Source organism: Salinicoccus sp. RF5 (assembly GCF_020786625.1).
Lineage (GTDB): Bacteria > Bacillota > Bacilli > Staphylococcales > Salinicoccaceae > Salinicoccus.
The window spans coordinates 129,269-145,656 of sequence record NZ_JAJGRC010000003.1 but is presented as its reverse complement, the minus strand read 5'-3'; the positions used below and the strand labels follow the sequence as shown (position 1 = coordinate 145,656).

General features: G+C 45.0%; 18 protein-coding genes and 1 pseudogene. 8 read left to right on the top strand and 11 right to left on the bottom strand.

The genetic code is table 11. From position 1 onward, the window contains the following. Positions 1–192 precede the first annotated feature (192 nt). The 6 genes from LLU09_RS09980 to LLU09_RS09960 form a co-directional block, all read right to left on the bottom strand. The gene (locus tag LLU09_RS09980) at positions 193–1,587 is read right to left on the bottom strand and encodes a PQQ-dependent sugar dehydrogenase (protein ID WP_228311611.1); all 1,395 of its coding nucleotides are present in this window, start codon (positions 1,585–1,587) and stop codon (positions 193–195) included. 519 nt (positions 1,588–2,106) lie between these two features. Further along, positions 2,107–2,226 carry a DUF2188 domain-containing protein gene (locus LLU09_RS12690; protein ID WP_370632507.1) on the bottom strand — a complete coding sequence of 40 codons (120 nt, stop codon included), beginning with the start codon at positions 2,224–2,226 and terminating at the stop codon, positions 2,107–2,109. Then, the gene (locus tag LLU09_RS09975; protein ID WP_228311610.1) at positions 2,222–2,431 is read right to left on the bottom strand and encodes a hypothetical protein; all 210 of its coding nucleotides are present in this window, start codon (positions 2,429–2,431) and stop codon (positions 2,222–2,224) included. The genes LLU09_RS12690 and LLU09_RS09975 overlap by 5 nt, the downstream gene beginning before the upstream one ends. A gap of 75 nt (positions 2,432–2,506) precedes the next feature. Then, on the bottom strand, positions 2,507–2,995 hold the full coding sequence (locus LLU09_RS09970) for a GNAT family N-acetyltransferase (RefSeq protein ID WP_228311609.1): 489 nt from the start codon (positions 2,993–2,995) through the stop codon (positions 2,507–2,509). A 38-nt stretch (positions 2,996–3,033) separates the two neighbouring features. After that, the gene (locus tag LLU09_RS09965) at positions 3,034–3,495 is read right to left on the bottom strand and encodes a GNAT family N-acetyltransferase (protein ID WP_228311608.1); all 462 of its coding nucleotides are present in this window, start codon (positions 3,493–3,495) and stop codon (positions 3,034–3,036) included. 108 nt (positions 3,496–3,603) lie between these two features. Beyond that, positions 3,604–4,098 (bottom strand): GNAT family N-acetyltransferase, encoded by a 495-nt coding sequence (locus LLU09_RS09960; RefSeq protein WP_228311607.1) that lies wholly within the window; start codon positions 4,096–4,098, stop codon positions 3,604–3,606. A gap of 130 nt (positions 4,099–4,228) precedes the next feature. Here LLU09_RS09960 and LLU09_RS09955 point away from each other — a divergent pair, with 130 nt between their 5' ends. The 8 genes and pseudogenes from LLU09_RS09955 (at position 4,229) to LLU09_RS09920 (ending at position 11,715) form a co-directional block, all read left to right on the top strand. Then, positions 4,229–4,720: an NUDIX hydrolase gene (locus LLU09_RS09955; RefSeq protein ID WP_228311606.1), complete on the top strand. Its 492-nt coding sequence runs from the start codon at positions 4,229–4,231 to the stop codon at positions 4,718–4,720. A 404-nt stretch (positions 4,721–5,124) separates the two neighbouring features. Further along, entirely contained in the window at positions 5,125–5,319 is a 195-nt protein-coding gene (locus LLU09_RS09950) for a hypothetical protein (protein ID WP_228311605.1), read from the top strand. 276 nt (positions 5,320–5,595) lie between these two features. Then, positions 5,596–5,901 (top strand): annotated as a pseudogene (locus LLU09_RS09945) (Lrp/AsnC family transcriptional regulator); the annotation flags it as partial. Positions 5,902–6,069: 168 nt separating this feature from the next. After that, positions 6,070–7,560, top strand: coding sequence for a phytoene desaturase family protein (locus LLU09_RS09940; protein ID WP_228311604.1), 1,491 nt, complete (start codon positions 6,070–6,072; stop codon positions 7,558–7,560). Between the two features lie 84 nt (positions 7,561–7,644). Then, positions 7,645–8,118 (top strand): glycosyl-4,4'-diaponeurosporenoate acyltransferase CrtO family protein, encoded by a 474-nt coding sequence (locus LLU09_RS09935; protein ID WP_228311603.1) that lies wholly within the window; start codon positions 7,645–7,647, stop codon positions 8,116–8,118. 54 nt (positions 8,119–8,172) lie between these two features. Continuing rightward, entirely contained in the window at positions 8,173–9,690 is a 1,518-nt protein-coding gene (locus LLU09_RS09930) for a phytoene desaturase family protein (RefSeq protein WP_228311602.1), read from the top strand. Between the two features lie 17 nt (positions 9,691–9,707). Further along, the gene (locus LLU09_RS09925) at positions 9,708–10,811 is read left to right on the top strand and encodes a glycosyltransferase family 2 protein (protein WP_228311601.1); all 1,104 of its coding nucleotides are present in this window, start codon (positions 9,708–9,710) and stop codon (positions 10,809–10,811) included. An 85-nt stretch (positions 10,812–10,896) separates the two neighbouring features. Beyond that, positions 10,897–11,715, top strand: a complete 819-nt coding sequence (locus tag LLU09_RS09920; protein WP_228311600.1) for an alpha/beta hydrolase — start codon at positions 10,897–10,899, stop codon at positions 11,713–11,715. Between the two features lie 152 nt (positions 11,716–11,867). Here LLU09_RS09920 and LLU09_RS09915 read toward each other — a convergent pair whose 3' ends face one another. From LLU09_RS09915 to LLU09_RS09895, 5 genes are all read right to left on the bottom strand, one after another. Beyond that, positions 11,868–13,073 (bottom strand): TraB/GumN family protein, encoded by a 1,206-nt coding sequence (locus tag LLU09_RS09915; RefSeq protein WP_228311599.1) that lies wholly within the window; start codon positions 13,071–13,073, stop codon positions 11,868–11,870. 121 nt (positions 13,074–13,194) lie between these two features. Beyond that, positions 13,195–13,482 (bottom strand): hypothetical protein, encoded by a 288-nt coding sequence (locus LLU09_RS09910; protein WP_228311598.1) that lies wholly within the window; start codon positions 13,480–13,482, stop codon positions 13,195–13,197. Positions 13,483–13,496: 14 nt separating this feature from the next. Further along, positions 13,497–14,213 carry a DUF5694 domain-containing protein gene (locus LLU09_RS09905; RefSeq protein WP_228311597.1) on the bottom strand — a complete coding sequence of 239 codons (717 nt, stop codon included), beginning with the start codon at positions 14,211–14,213 and terminating at the stop codon, positions 13,497–13,499. Between the two features lie 57 nt (positions 14,214–14,270). Then, the gene (locus tag LLU09_RS09900) at positions 14,271–15,515 is read right to left on the bottom strand and encodes an amidohydrolase family protein (protein ID WP_228311596.1); all 1,245 of its coding nucleotides are present in this window, start codon (positions 15,513–15,515) and stop codon (positions 14,271–14,273) included. Positions 15,516–15,570: 55 nt separating this feature from the next. Then, positions 15,571–16,284: an alpha/beta fold hydrolase gene (locus LLU09_RS09895; RefSeq protein WP_228311595.1), complete on the bottom strand. Its 714-nt coding sequence runs from the start codon at positions 16,282–16,284 to the stop codon at positions 15,571–15,573. Between the last annotated feature and the right edge of the window lie 104 nt (positions 16,285–16,388).

The window sequence follows — 16,388 nt, the reverse complement described above, 5'->3', positions numbered from 1 at the left end:
TCTCATCACGGAATATATCATTTGAACCATCAGCAAAAAGCAAAACTATGACGTCTAGACATGAAAAAACCTCCCAAGTTCACAGATTTTTCATTCCATCTGTAAGCTTGGGAGGCAGCACCTCATATGAAGGTTTGTTTCTTTAATGTGGTCATTCTTCTTCATGGATGCTTTAGAAAATCATTCGGCGCCTTATTCTGAGCCTTCACCTGCTTCAGTGATCCTATAGACCTTACCGCCATCAGTGCTTGCAATAAGCGCGCCATCCTCGGTTACGAGAATATCACGGAAACGTTCGCCCTCTTCAGTCAATAGACGTTCTTCTCCAACGATGGTGTCATCTTCAATAACGACACGTACGATATAGTTCGGCGCTAAACCGCCGATGAACAAGTTGTTCTCCCATTCAGGAATTGCATCGTTGTCATAGAATGACATGCCACTTGGTGCACTTGTCGGATCCCAATAATACCTTGGTTCAACAAAGCCTTGCGCTTCATGTTCTGAAACACCCTCATTGATCAGTTCACCACTGTACTCGATACCATAGGAAACGATCGGCCAGCCATAGTTGTTTCCTGGTTCAATGATATTCAGTTCATCCCCAGCCTGTGGACCAAATTCAACAATCCATAGGTCCCCTGTTTCAGGGTGGAAGTCCACACCTTGAATATTACGGTGACCATAGCTATAGATGCCATCCAGTGCGTCTTCATCTTCGATGAACGGATTAGACTCTACTGGTTCCCCAGCTGGTGTAATGTGGATTACTTTACCCAAGTAGGCATCCAAGTCCTGTGCACGTTCGCGGATCGGATCATCGGAACGTTCCCCAGTTGTCAGGAACAGGTTGCCATCATCGTCAAAGATGATGCGTCCACCGTAGTGCAGGGTGCCTTCATATGCTGGCGTTGCCTGGAAGATCACTTCAAAATCTTCTAGTGCGGTTTCATCTTCTGACAGCATACCTTTACCGACGGCCGTTACAGTACCCCCTTCGATATCCTGAGAAAACGTCATGAATACTGTTCTTGATTCGTCGAAATCAGGTGCAACCGTTACATCAAGCAGACCGCCCTGGTCTTCACTGTTCACTTCCGGTGTCCCTTCGATTGGGTCGGATACAGAGCCATCTTCAAGGTTTACGATAAGAAGTTCTGCTGAGTCCCTTCGTGTAACAAGCAGGCGGTTCGTGTCAAACTCCACCATACCCCAAGGTACGCCAAGACCCTCTGTAACAACTTCCACATCAAGTTCTGCTTCAGTCTCTACTTCAGGTGCCCTCGTCTGTTCTGGGAATGCTGGTTCAAAATCAGTAACTTTTGGTTCAGTTTCTGCTGATTCAGATTCTCCATCTGCACTTTCATCACTTTCTTCTGTTGATTCTTCGGATTCTTCACTCTCTTCTGTTGTCTCCTCCGATTCCTCAGTGGATTCTTCAGTTTCTTCTGTTGCAGTATCCGATTCTTCTGTTGATTCTTCAGTGGTTTCTTCCTCTGAAGAGCCACCATTGCCACATGCTGCCAAAGCCAATACAAAGATCAGCATCAGAAGGAACGTTAATCTTGACCACGAAACTTTCCCCATCATTTTCCTCCCCTTTATATAATATTGAACCGAATGTATTAAAACCCAGTTCTTAATACCCAGCATCAAAAACGATTCAGACTTTCATGTCATAACTGAAATTATAGATTTCCTTATATACAATTTTATCACAATTATCAGATAACTTTAATGATGAATGGAATTATACTCTCTTGGTTTAGGTACTGGTTCGCACTAATATAATTTAAAAACCCAGGCTATCTCTCATCAAGATAGCCGGGTTTTAAATCTAGGTATGCAGAATAGAACCTAAAATATATGCAATTGATAGTCAAAATTGACTAATAGCCTCAAAGGACTTGGTTACAGTACAAAAACTCAATAGGTTTTTAAAATATTGTACTTAGATAATTGTACGTGTTTTTATATTGTCGATCTGTAGTGAAATTAGCTCTATCTTTTCTTCCTCCAACGTTCCAATAAACGGTCGTTTATTGGAACGTTGGAGGAAAAATAATAAACGAGCAAGGCTTATCAGTCCTACTCGTTGTAAAATATTTAACCTTTTGGTGGATAGGAGTCATTTCCATAAGAATCTGCATCTCGAAACTTGCCATCTTTTCCCTGAATACGATGCTCAGAATTATTTTTCCTAGCTTGCTCTCTAGAATAATTAATAGCTTCTTTTTGGTATCGAACTTTTTACTGAGCCTATCAGCGCCTTCTTTTCTAGACCTCCATCCATCATGTACAATGTCTCAAATATAGTACTGAAAGGTCTACGGTAAAAGGTATAGTATTCCATCCATGCATCAACATTACCTTTTCCAGCAATATTGTTTAAAGCATGATTAAATTTTTCTAAACCGACTTGCAGTCTCATATATACCACCTACCCTACAAAAGATAGCTGCTATTACCACTGGCGCTTTTGTCCTTGATGTTTCAAGGCTTGGCCCTACAGTCTAATCTCCATCATTAATTGTGTGCCATATTCCGTTACCTCTTCGTCTATTGTTTCAAAGCCTTGCTTTTTCCACATTCTAACAGCCGGTTTGTTTTCTTTGATAACACTGAGCCGAATCTTCCTCATGTCTTTTTCTTTAGCATAAGCAACAGCGTGATTATATACTTGCTGACCGATACCCTGCTTCCTATAATTTTGATCGATGACCAAGTATCCTATCATACAGGTGTGGCTTTCGGGATAATTGAATAGGATGTCCAGAAAGCCAATAAGATTCTCCTCTCTATAGACGCCATATACTTCTTTATTTTTTATATCTATGCCGGGAGGCACATCCAATAGGAATTCTTCTTTAACTTCATCAAAAGATGGGACTACCTCCATATAATCCCTGAAATGATCTGTATTGCCCATGATGAAGTTATAGAAGGGATTAAATTCCCTCTCCTTATCAAGTAATTTTAATTTGAACGGTATCATTCAACTTCCCCCACTATAATTAATTTGGGCTGATAATTTTATAAATAACCTCTCATACGCATGACTTTCCCCACATGTTCTTCATTTATCTTTTCCAACCCATTTTTTTGGTAGAACTTTATTGCACGTCTATTTGTTGGAGAAACTCTAAGGTGATATTCCTCTAAGCCATTGTTCTCAAAATATCTCAACGCGTATGTATGCATCTCTTCAGCATACCCTTTTCCTCGATATGGCTTTGTTAAATAGTATAAGTTGATGTATCCAACTATTCTATTTTTGTATTTCTTGATTGTCAGTTCAATTTGTCCGATATATTCGTTTTCTTTTTTAAGAAGTAAGAAGCCATCAGGAAACTCTTGTACCTTTTCCTCTAGCCACAATATATACTCATCTTCATTAAGGTCTTTTGAATGACCGAAGCTTTCTTTGAATGAATCCTTTCGGAATTTAATCACTATGTCCTTATGAAAATTTAGGTTAATATTAACAAATTCCATTTAATCACCCGCTTTTATCCTTTGGTGAAATCAATTATAAAATAAAATGTTCTTACTAATAGAATCGCCTTTTTAAGTAAACTTATTCTCTAATGATGATTTTAAGACTTACAATAACTTATACATATAGTACTCATTGACCGGTTTCCCATCTATCATCAAGGAGCGCACCTTTTCTCCTTCCAAAATGAAACCCATCTTACTATAGAGATTGAAAGCGGGATGATTATGTTTAATCACGGTCAATTCCAGTCTGGAGACTCCCTGAATTTGTGACCAGGAGAACACTTCTTCAAATAGTGCCGAGGCGACTCCTTGTCCCCTATAGTTCTTATCGACACCCAAAACAAGATAGGCAGAATGACTATTCCTCTTGAGTTTTCCTCTTAATACTGCAATGAACCCTACTAATGTTTTATTCTCAACGGCCACAAGGAAATGGGCCGATGGATCTGCCTTCATTTGAGCAATTGCCTTACGCTGCACTTCCACATTCATTTTTCTTTCCCCTGGGTCATATAGCATGTATCCTGTGTCATCAAGCTGTTTGTTCAATTCTAGGAACTGCTCTGCATCTTCCTTTTTCGACTGTCTGATCTCCATTATGTTTGCTCCCCTCGGTATATTCATGACGTTTATGGTTCATTTCAGTATATGTAATTATTTGGTATAGTATGAGTATAACAAACGAATCTTAATTTTTAGAAATTTTTAAAAGGAACGAGTCATTACTATGGAGAAATGGGATGCTTACGACAGGAAGTTAAACAAGTTGAATTTTGATTTAACTAGAGGAGAGAACATTCCTAATGATGTATTTCATTTAGTTTCAGAAGTGATGGTAATCAATCTAGATGGGAGCTTTTTAGCCATGAAGAGAGATTATAATAAAGCGTCGTATCCCGGTTTTTATGAAGTATCAGCAGGTGGAAGTGTTTTAAAAGATGAAGACCCGACGGATGCTGCTGAAAGAGAAACACTGGAGGAGACAGGTGTTAGAATAACGAGCCTAGAAAAACGGAACATCTATATTTCTGAAGAATACAATACCATTTTCGTCTCTTTTATTGCTCATGTGGATATTCCAAAGGACAGCATTGTTTTACAAGAAGACGAAACAATTCATTACAAGTGGATTCCCAATGAAGAGATATATTCCTTTTTAACTTCTGATGTTTGTGTACCTGGTCGAAATCAAAGAGCTATAAATGACCTTTTTGGGTAGACCCTAAATAGACATTACAGGATATTTATTTCACTGGTTCTCTGGTGTTGGATTAGGGGGCTTCTAATCATCCTCAGAAAGTATTTTTAATAGTTTGATTTCTCAAATTGAGAAGGGTAGATCTGTTGGAAAATCAGGGTTGCTATGACAGATTTATATAAGTGCATAGTTTAATCATATTGAAGATTTCAGTCACTATTTACAAGCGAAGTCAGACACAAAGGTTTTTAAGCTAGGTTAACAGTATAATCATGGATTACCGATTATAACTTGCTTCAAAATTACATCCATCATTTATATATATAGAGCTAAATCCTTAAAAGTTGTAAATTTCCATTTTAATCTAAAACGCTGTATAATAAATACTATATAAATTAATGAAACTCAAAAGTGGGGTGACCAGGATGAAAACTGCGAAATTATCAGATATTCGTGAAAGAAATGCAAAAAGAAGGTCACAAGCAATCCGGGCAGCAAGGCGTGTCAATCCCGATTTCATGCCTGGTATGCGTACAATCGATAGGCCACGCAAGAACCCACAAAAACAGCACATACTTGAAGAAATGCAGGAAAGAGAATATGAATTACAACGAAAATGATGCTAGAGCTGATATGGATAGAATTTCGTCCCAATGCGGACTTTGAGTTGCCCCCGGAAGTTAGATTTTAGGTCTAAATTTCGGAGGAACACTACACTTGCCATGTCGGTTTTTTTAACATACCTATTCCTTTGATGATTATATAGAATACAATAAATCACCCCCAATCCATCTCAATGGATGGGGGATTTGATATGTCATGCCATAATATTTGATGACCAATGAAAGGAGCAGACGCCCTATGCTCGACGATACAGATTCGCTCATTCTGGATGCGCTTCGGCCCGGGTGGAAAAGCCGGAAGATGCGGGAGTCATCTAAGTGTTCACCATCAAAGTGAACTCGGAAAAGATGGGCTATCCGGTCCATGCCTTCATCACCATATTTACAAGCAGCTCTTATCATACACCCTATTTGAACCTGGTGGCGGCCAACGAACAGTACGTCGTCCGAAACCATAAGATCAGTGGGGACGGGTGCTATCTCCTCGAATGCCGCTTCCCTTCAAACAGAGTACTGGATGAATTTCTCGTCCAGCTGGAATCCCATGTGAACTACAAGCTCTCCATCGCCATCAATTGACGGGAGTACAGAGATGCCTTCTCTTCCACAATGCGCCCATGGCGCATACCTCTAAATATTAATGCTTGTATTTATTTGGTATGATACCAGTATCACTAAATTTCCAAATTTTTAAAGTCCATATATAAATGAGCAGCAGCTATTTTCTATTTTAAGGAGATGTCTTGAATGCCACAAAAAAGCGTATTGATCATCGGCGGCGGGCTTGGTGGGTTATCAGCCGCCATTTCCCTGGCACAAAAGGGATATGATGTATCGTTATATGAGAAGAATGACCACTTGGGCGGGAAATTGAACCGTCTGGAGCAGGATGGCTTCGGCTTTGACCTCGGCCCTTCCATTTTGACGATGCCGAAAGTGTTTGAGAAGCTCTTTACCGCGAGCGGAAAGAAGATGGCGGATTATGTGCCGACGGTCAAGCTGGATCATCAGTGGCGCTCCTTCTTCCCGGATGGCAATGTCATCGATCTGTATGAAGATATGGATGACATGCTGGAAAAGAATCCATCATTGGATAAAAAGGACATCAAGCAGTATGAAAAACTGCTCGCCTACTCCAAGAAGCTGTATGATACAACCGAACAGAGCTACTTCAAAGGGGTCGATGATAAGAAGGACATTTTGAAGTATCAAGGGGTATTCAGTACTCTGAAGGGCTTTGATCTGTTTTCGACGGTACGCCAGGCGATCGACAAACGGATCAGCAATAAGCAGCTGAGCGATATGCTTTCCTACTTCATCAAATATGTCGGCTCCTCCCCCTACGATGCACCGGCTGTATTGAATATGATGATATATATGCAGCATGACCAGGGCGTATGGTATGTACCGGGTGGCATGGACAACCTGGCCAAAGGGCTCGTCCAGCTTGCCGAGGAGGTCGGTGTGACGATCCATACAGGGCAGCATATTTCTGAACTCCGAAATTCAGAAGGCAGGATCACCGGCGCCGTACTGGATGATGGTACACAACTGGATGCAGACTATTACGTATCCAATATGGAGGTCATTCCGACCTACGAACAGTTGATTGGCGGACATGAGGACTATGTCCGGAAAATCAAAAAGAAATTCGAACCTGCGAGTTCCGGCCTGGTCATGCACCTCGGGGTCAAAAAGACCTACCCCCAGCTTGCCCACCACAACTTCTTCTTCGCAGAAGATATGAAGAAGCAGATGGATAAGATATTCCATAAGCATGAACTGCCGGATGATCCGGTCATCTATCTCGTGAACGTCAATAAGACGGATCCGGACCAGGCGCCGCCGGGACATGAGAACTTGAAGGTGCTCCCGCATATCCCATATATCCAGGACGAGCCATTCACGGCTGAAGCCTACGAGCGGTTTGCAGAACAGACGCTGATCAAGCTTGAACGCATGGGCCTCACGGATCTGCGTGAGAACATCGTGACAAGAGATGTATGGACGCCGGAGGACATCCAGCGGGTGTACGGCTCCGACCGGGGGGCGATCTACGGCACCCTCTCCGACCGCAAGAAGAACAAGGGATTCAAGCATCCAAAGCAAAGCGCGCACTATGACAACCTCTACTTCGTCGGCGGTACGGTGAACCCTGGAGGCGGGATGCCGATGGTGACATTGAGCGGCCAGCATGTCAGCAACCAGATCGTCCAGAGGGATTCGGTTGATGAGTGACGTCTCCTTCTGAAGCTTGTGCGTGATTCAGGACACTGCCGCAAATGACGCCTGCGAAAATGAAGATGCTTAGGAGGTTCGGCCATGCAAGTGATCTCATTATCCCTGTTCTGGACCATCGTCATCGACATAGTCGCCTGGCTCTTCTTCCATATGGCCATCTCCGCCCTCTGCCTGAAGCTCCCGGCTGCAGTATTCCAGAACAATGCCTTCTGGTCCCGCATCTATTCATGGGAAAAGTCAGGCGAGATATGGCAGCAGCTGTTTCGGGTGAAGGCATGGAAAGGCAGATTGATCGACGGGGCCACCCTGTTCAAGAGGGGATATCAAAAGAAATCACTGCATGGCACAGGCAGGGAAGACCTCGAAATGTTTGCCATGGAGACGAAACGGGCTGAGCTGACACATTGGCTGTCGATCGTGCCCGCTCCGCTCTTCTTCCTGTGGAACCCACCGCTTGTGGGCTGGCTGATGATCGTCTATGCAGTCGTCTTCAACCTGCCCCTCATCATCACACAAAGATACAACCGCGGAAGAATCAGAAGAATGCTGTCGTGACTCGGGAGAGTTTTAGAACCTTCCGGGTCCTTCATTTCAGAAAGAGGTGTATGCATGACTAAGAAAGTGATCGTCATTGGTGCGGGTGTGGCAGGGCTGGCAAGCGCCATCAGACTGCAGCACGCCGGCTATCAAGTGGAGATCCATGAGAAGGATGCCACTCCGGGCGGAAAAATGAACCGGATTGAAAAGGATGGGTACCAGTTCGACCTCGGGCCGAGCATCGTCATGATGCCGGAACTGTACCGTGAAATATTCGAACTTTGCGGACGTGACTCCGACGACTACATTCCAATGGAGAAGTTGGATCCCATGTACCGTGTGTACTTCAGCGATGCTCCGGATAGGCCCATCGACATCTCCTCCGACCTGACCGAGTTGACCAGGATGATCGAGTCCATCAGCCCGGGGGATACGGAAGGCTTCCTCAACTATATGCATGATATCTATAAAGGATATATCTTCGCCCAGGACAACATCCTCGGACGGCCTTTCCACAAAAGAAGCGACTTCTATAACCTTTCGATGTTGAGGAAGGCACCGAAAGTGAAACTGGTGGGTACAGCGGACAACTTCATCGGAAGATATATAAACAGTGAACGCCTGAAGCAGGTCATGGGGTTCCAGACATTGTACATAGGCGTCTCCCCCTTCACCGGCCCGTCCTTCTATTCGATGATTCCGATGATCCAGTTCCTGTACGGGATATGGTTCATCAAAGGCGGTATGTATACGATGGCAACGGCCATGGAACGGTTGTTTGAGGAACTTGGCGGGGAAATCTTCTATGGAAGCGCAGTGCAGGAGATCTCCATCGATGCCGGACGGGCGACCGGCATCAAGGTGGATGACAGGAAGATCGATGCCGAATATGTGGTCTGCAACGCCGATTTCCCGTATGCGATGAAAAACCTGGTGAAAAGCCCCCGCGCCAAAGGGAAATTCACCGATCGGAAGATCGACGGCATGAAATATTCCTGTTCCGCCTTCCTCCTCTACCTGGGTATGGACCGGAAGTATGATGATGTCGAGCACATCCATAATTTCATCTTCAATGAATCACTCGAGAAGAACATGAAGGACATCTTTGAAGGTAAAAAGCTGGACCATGCCTCCTTCTACGTCTATATCGCCTCGAAGCTCGATCCGACACTCGCACCGGAAGGAAAGGATGGACTATATATCCTGATGCCGGTGTCCGACCTCGGTACGGCGGACTATGAGTGGAACGATGAGACGATCGAATACTACCGTACATACATTTTGGACACCTTGAAGCAGATACGCGGGTTTGAAAATATCGAGCAGGAGATCGTTTCAGAAACACATTTCACACCACTCGATTTCGAATCCAGGTTCAATGCCTACAACGGTGCCGCATTCGGGCTGCAGCCCACCCTTTCTCAAAGCATCCACAAGCGGCCGCAGAGCAAATCGCCGAGCTGTTCCAACTTGTATTTCACAGGCAGCAGCACACATCCAGGGGCAGGCGTCCCGATTGTACTGCTGTCCGCCCAAATCGCTGCCCGGGAACTCATCCAGGACGACAAAGGCAGCCCATCCACTGAATGAAATGAAAGGGGGAGATGATGATCAATCTTATAGTCGGAGGTTTTACAATTGTTGTCGGGACACTCATGTTCTGGTCCCTCCCCCGCCCGTCAGGCCGGGGGGAAGGTGCCAAATACCCTTTCGTATCCATCATCATTCCGGCCAGGAATGAAGCAGAAAGGATTTCCGCCCTGCTCAGATCCCTGCAGGAGCAGAATTTCAGATCATTTGAAGTTCTGGTCATCGACGATGACTCCACGGATGATACAGTTTCTGTCGCATCGGCCTTTGATGCTACAATACTGCGTAATGAATCCAAGGAGGCCGGTGCAGGGAAATCGTCAGCCTGCTGGCACGGTGTCCAGCATTCGAAAGGGGAATGGCTCCTTTTCCTCGATGCCGATACACGCTTCAGCACCCCCGACAGCCTTCAGGATCTGTTGGCGCTTTATCGACGGAAAGGGGCCCGGGGCATCTTATCCCTGCAGCCGTTCCATCGCATCGAGGACATGTACGAGAATCTTTCAGCCATCTTCAATGTGATTGTTGTCGTGGGGATGAATGTATTCACCGTCTGGGGGAAGCGCTTCAGACCTGCAGGGTCGTTTGGCCCCTGCATCCTGTCTGATAGGGACGACTACCTTTCGACAGGCGGGCATAGGGGAATCCAGGAGGCCATCATGGACGACCTGGCATTGGGACAGGCGTATCTCGACCAGAACTTGCCCGTCCATTGTATGGGCGGCAAAGACGTCATATCCTTCCGCATGTATCCGGAAGGGTTCAGAAGCCTTGTCGAGGGCTGGTGCAAAAGCTTCGCGCTCGGCTCACAAGCGACCCATCCTGTAGTCATGCTGATGACCATCGTCTGGATTTCCGGCAGCTTCATAAGCACCGGAGCATTCGTTTCTTCACTCACCGCACTGGACCCGGCGCTGATTGTGCTTACCGGGGCAGTGTATCTTCTCTATGCCCTCCAGACCATGGTTTTCGCCCGAAGATGCGGCAACTTCAAAAGGTATATCTTCATCTTCCATCCCATCCTGTTCGCCTTTTTTGCCGGTGTATTCGTATACTCCATCTTCCGGGTCCATGTACTGCGTTCGGTGAACTGGAAAGGTCGGAAAATCAACGTCAAATAATGCTAGAAAAGCGAGGTCAGTCATGCTCAAAACCATCTTTGCCAAATTACTGCGACTTCTTCCAAATAAGGCAGCAAAAAATCCAATGATTGATCAGCAGCCTGTAGGAAGCAAGAAGGATATCATGGTGGAAACAACCATCGGTCCCACCGCAATAACGCTGTATTATCCATTGGAGGCAGAACAAAAAAAGCACCCCGTCTACATCAATTTCCACGGGGGTGCCTTCATTATGAATGATAAGGATATGGATGATCCGTATTGCCGCTATCTCGCCAATGAGACGGGATGCGTCGTCCTCAACATCGATTATGTGAAGGCGCCGGAGTATCCATTCCCAAAAGCGATCGAACAGAGCTATGAAGTGTTCCAATGGATGAAGGAGCATGCGAAAGAGCTCGCCATCGATTCTGAAAAAGTGATGGTGGGCGGCCAAAGTTCAGGCGGCAACTTTGCAGCTGCATTCTGCCTCCTACTTGAGGAGAAATCGGAAAAGCAGCCGCTTCTGCAAGTTCTGTCCTATCCGATGCTAGATTTCGTCACACCATATTCAGAGAAGCCCGAACCAAATAAGTTGCGCGCGCAATTCCCGCAGGCCGCACACTTTTTGAACATATGCTATGTGCCTGAAAAGGAAATGGCCAGGAATCCCCTCGCCTCCCCTGTCTTTGCCGATGTAGACGACCATTTGGCCCCTGCCCTCATCCTAATTGCTGAGCATGATGCCTTCAGACCGGAAGCTGAAGTTTACGCTGAGAAATTAAAGGCTGCAGGTGTAAGCGTCCAGGATGTTCTCTTCACAGGCTGCGGTCATGCCTTTACGCATTTCGGCCCGAAAGAAAAAGCCCGTGAGGCTTGGCAGCTGATTGCACAAAACATCAGAGAAGTTGTCAATCATGAATAGTCTTTTAACTTTCTTCCAATAAAATAAATGATGAAGCCATTGTTTATCAACGACTTCATCATTGTACCTCCTAGTATTCTTGTCAGTGTTTTATGGAGGTTTTTATTAAGCTATAGGGGGTTTCACTTCTATTATTGTTATATCTCAACTCATCATTTTTTAATATGGTCGATGTAGATTAGGCCATCAAATTGTTCCTGAGGTACCATTCTATAGTCGTAATATCCCGCCCAATAAACTGTATACTGATTTTTTTCAATAAAGTCACTTGTAGCAAAATCGATAAAGATATCTTTTTGGACGCGATTTCCGATATAGCCTTCCAAAGTTTCATCACTCTCACTTCGCGGTGTTGCATAGTCCTCGGGAAGGATTTCATAATCATCTGCTTCGTTGTGGAACAGCCCTGCATTATACACACTGTAGTCACTCTCCTGAAGCAATGCACCCAATGATTCAACACGCTCATTCATTTTGTCTTCGACATATACCTCATTCGTATAATCTATGGATGCAACATCGTAATTTGAATGGAGGTTTGCCACCCAGACAATGGCTTTATCATTACTGTCCATTTGCTCTAATACCTTCTCTGACATCCCGATTTCTCGATAGTCGTTGTACTCAGCAACGCCATCCTCAAAGCTGATTTTTGAATAGTATTTTTCAATATTCTCCTGTCTTGAAATGATATAGTTTTGTGTTTCAGAAGTTAATTTATTAAAGAAAGACTGATTTCTAATATCTTCATATACATTTGTAGACCGTTCAAGATGACCCACTTTTTTTCCTTGAAGAACCCCTTTAGAAAACCAGTCACGCAGCGCGAATTCAGACCTCTTAAATTCTTCCGCAAGATCATGGCTGTATCCAGAAATTTCGGTCACGATATTTTCTTCTAAAGTTGTGATGGCGCTTGCCCTATTGCCTGAGAAAACGGGTTTCCAATCCATAGGCAGCGTTTTGATATTCTCAGCTATCCCAGCCAAATATTTGTTAAAACTCTCTTGGCGATACTGATCTGAAACCCCCTCTGTCATTGGCAAACCGCTCTGTTGATAGTAGTTGAATTCCGAGTCGCCCGTCTCCAAGAACAATATGTTGAAGTCGTGGTGCTCTGCCAAGTGATCGATGAGATCGGTCTTTTGTTTCGCAATCTCAGATGACCAATGCGTACTTTCACCTAGTATTACAATGTCATGGTCTCCTAGTATATCTCCGATATCCTCAATTTCATTATTCAATTCATAGTAGTCAGCAGAATTTTCACTGGACTCATCAGCATCAGTACCACATCCAACTAATATTGATGTAGTGATCAGTAACGTACCCACTCCTTTTAAGAACTTCTTCCGCATTTGATAAACTCCTTTAATAATCTAATGACATTGAACACCGGTTTCTTCTTACCTTTCTCTCCACTAGGTGAATATTGCCACAACCTATTGGATTAAACTCATAAGGAGAGGCATATAACAATCATCTTTCAGGCTTCAATATGGTCCTCTGAATCATGCCTCCGCCCATGGAATCATTCCGTTCGATCAGAATATAAGTCTGACCGTCGACCAGGAACCTTCCTTTTCCTTGATACTCTACACTTCTTCCCTCTTTAACCAGCTCATGCTTCACCGCTTCCACATACTTCGACTGGTCGGTATACCGATCCTCCAGATCCAGAACAATCTGCCCCTTCCTATATCCCATCAGCCGGTTATAGCCAAAGAGGACAAGACCAAAAATAAGCAGGAAAACTATCAATTCCATTTGAACCCCTCCTGTTAAAATTCATTGAAAGAAACAACCTCCACTTCTCCAGACTCCGTCAGAAACTGTCTCATAAGGTGGAGATGTGCGGCGCCTATATACAGCAGTACCCTATCATGTCCACCCTCGACCAGTTCCATGACATTCCTATAGATGATCAGGTTGCGCTGGTACCACCATCGCATCCAGTCTATACCTACGTACTCCGTCCCCACACCAATTTGAGCCAACTTCATATAAGCCTGGTGATTTTCACGGATGTTCTCTTCGTCATTGATCAGCCTGAGGTTCTCTATGATTGTATTGTCATCTTCAATGCGATTACTTTCCACGAACATGTTATAGACCGCTTCATATGTATCCGGTTGATGGACTTTCGCCCACTCGACCACATCGCCCATGCCTCTGTTGCCCACCGAATCCATCCAGTCCACGGCATTGATTTCAGTCAACCCCAATCGTTCACCCAACCGATACATGACTTGATGGACTTCATTTGCTTCAAGCGAAAGCGTCCCGGCCAAATATGACCTGTACTCATCATTCAGATGCTTTTGCTTATCTTTGGTGATTTCCACCGCCAGGGCAGTCGGTTTGAAGCGAGCGAGTATATCTATCAGTGTCTGTATCTGATCCTGGTCTTTCTCTTTGTCAAAAGTATCTTCGTGGCTCACCATATCGAGTTTTGATGCAAAGTGATAGGTGCCCACCAATAGAACTTGTGGTTTCATATGGATGCTCCAATTCCCATGGATTTTTAAGGATGATGCCTTCTCTTCAGGCCCTCCCTAATTATATTTTGCCTCAAGTGATTCAAAGACTTCCCTCATGCCGTCTCCATCGACCTGATGCTCTGTGATTTCATCACAGGTAAACACTTTGTCTGCGACAAATACGGTGTCGATGTCGAGTATGTTTTGCAGGCGCTCGATGGGATTGCTGTTGAGGATTAGGTATCCTTCATCTTCACCAACCACTTTCTTTGCTTCAATGGTCGCCTTCTTGAGTATTTCAAAATTGTCGAGACCGAAATTTCTGAACTCATTCAGCTCTTCAACCATGCTGAGACCAGGATATACCCATGTGCCTGCCGGGGCATCGGTACCGATATATACTTCTCCGCCCATTTCGAGGTACTTTTCGGTGATCCGCTTCACCTGCTCATACTCCCATTTCTGGCGTTTCCGCAACTCCCTACTAATTTGATCATCGATAGAACGGAACTGTGCATCAATGGATAACATTTCATCCGACCCCAACAGTTTCATCTGCCGGGATGCATCCAGTTCAGGCGGGTTGAATACCCGCCCCTCAGCCAAATGACGATACAATGTCAATGTCGGTACAATCTTCACTTCATTCTCCATCAGATAAAGCAGCAGATCTTTCAATTTGTCCTCATCCATAGGTTTTCCAGCGATGGCAGCGAAATCTTCATCTGAAAGCTGCGTATGGTAGCCGGGGAACAGGTGCTGGATGATGCTCGATGCATGTTCGAGCCACTTCACTCCGTACTCTGCCGCCTTCATAGCGTCGATGGACTTCGTGTGCAGCAGGTCGGCTGCAACCTCCAACCCGAGCGCCTCCCCCTTTTCAACCACTGCTTCGAGAACATCCGCCTGAATATTTCCGTAGACTTTAATGAATTTCGCCCCCTGGGCATGAAGTTCTTCGACAGCTTCTACAGCTGTATCCATATCATTGGTTGACACAGTGCCGTAGGACGTCGGGCCCCACAGACCCGGGTCCCCATCGATGAAACGGTATGTTGCGTATGTATTTGGAGCCATATCATCCACCATCTGGATGAGCTCATAGTTGCCTCCTGTATTACGGACAGAAGTGACACCGCTGGCCAGATAGTGTTTCGCACTGAGCGGCGAAATATGGGTATGCATGTCGACCAGACCGGACATCATGTACTTGTCTGCCCCATCAATCACTGCATCAGTTTCCGAAGGGATTTCGACATCCCTCACTTCGATTTTTCCCTGCTCAAGATCAATCCAGTTGACGCTGTTTATTCTGATCATCACCACTGCTCCCTACCGTTTAAAGATTCTTCAAGCATTGCAGCATTCCCATCTCCTACCTACACACCTTTGATATGAATGTTTCGAGCATCTTGTTGTAGATCTCCGGCTGGTCAAGGTGTACAGCATGCCCCGCGAAAAGAATTGTCGCAACATGGATATTGGGATTCATTTTTGGATATGTGATGGTTCCCTTCAATTCATGTATATTCTGCTCCCCCACTATATACAGGACGGGCATATCGAGCATGGAGAGGTCTGCCGTTTCACCGAAAGGATACCAATTCCCCTCCTGGGTCAGCCGTAATAGTTCCCGCCAGTTCCCTTCGTGGAGACGATCAAAGTAGGCAGCCGTATCCGAATGCTCCAGCATCTTCTCTACATTTTCCGCATCCAAACGGTTCAGTTCCTCCCAGTTTGACGGCTTTTCCGCCATGATGCCGGAGAGTGTCAAGCTCTTCGTCTTTTCAGGATATTCCTTGGCAAACATCAGCGCTGCCAATCCACCGAGTGAACACCCTGCAATGTGTGCCGACTGGATCTTCAAATCATCCAGTGTTTCAGACAGATCGATGGCTGTTTGGGCAAAGTAGTCTGTAAAGTCTTCCGCGACGGATTTTCCATGGCCACGGAGGTCGGGGAGAATGACCAGATTATCTTGATTAAAGTATTCTTTCTGTATTTCAAGTTCAGTTTCTCCTGTCTGGAGCCCGGTATGCAAAAAAACGACAGACTCGCCTTCACCTGAAACGTCGGTATGCAGAATCATGGATGTCGCTCCCTCCTCTTCTTTATTGGCATGGGTACTGTCTAAAGGATGACTCCTAATTTATCATTACGAGATATGTGATGAGAAAAAGGAATTTTCAATCG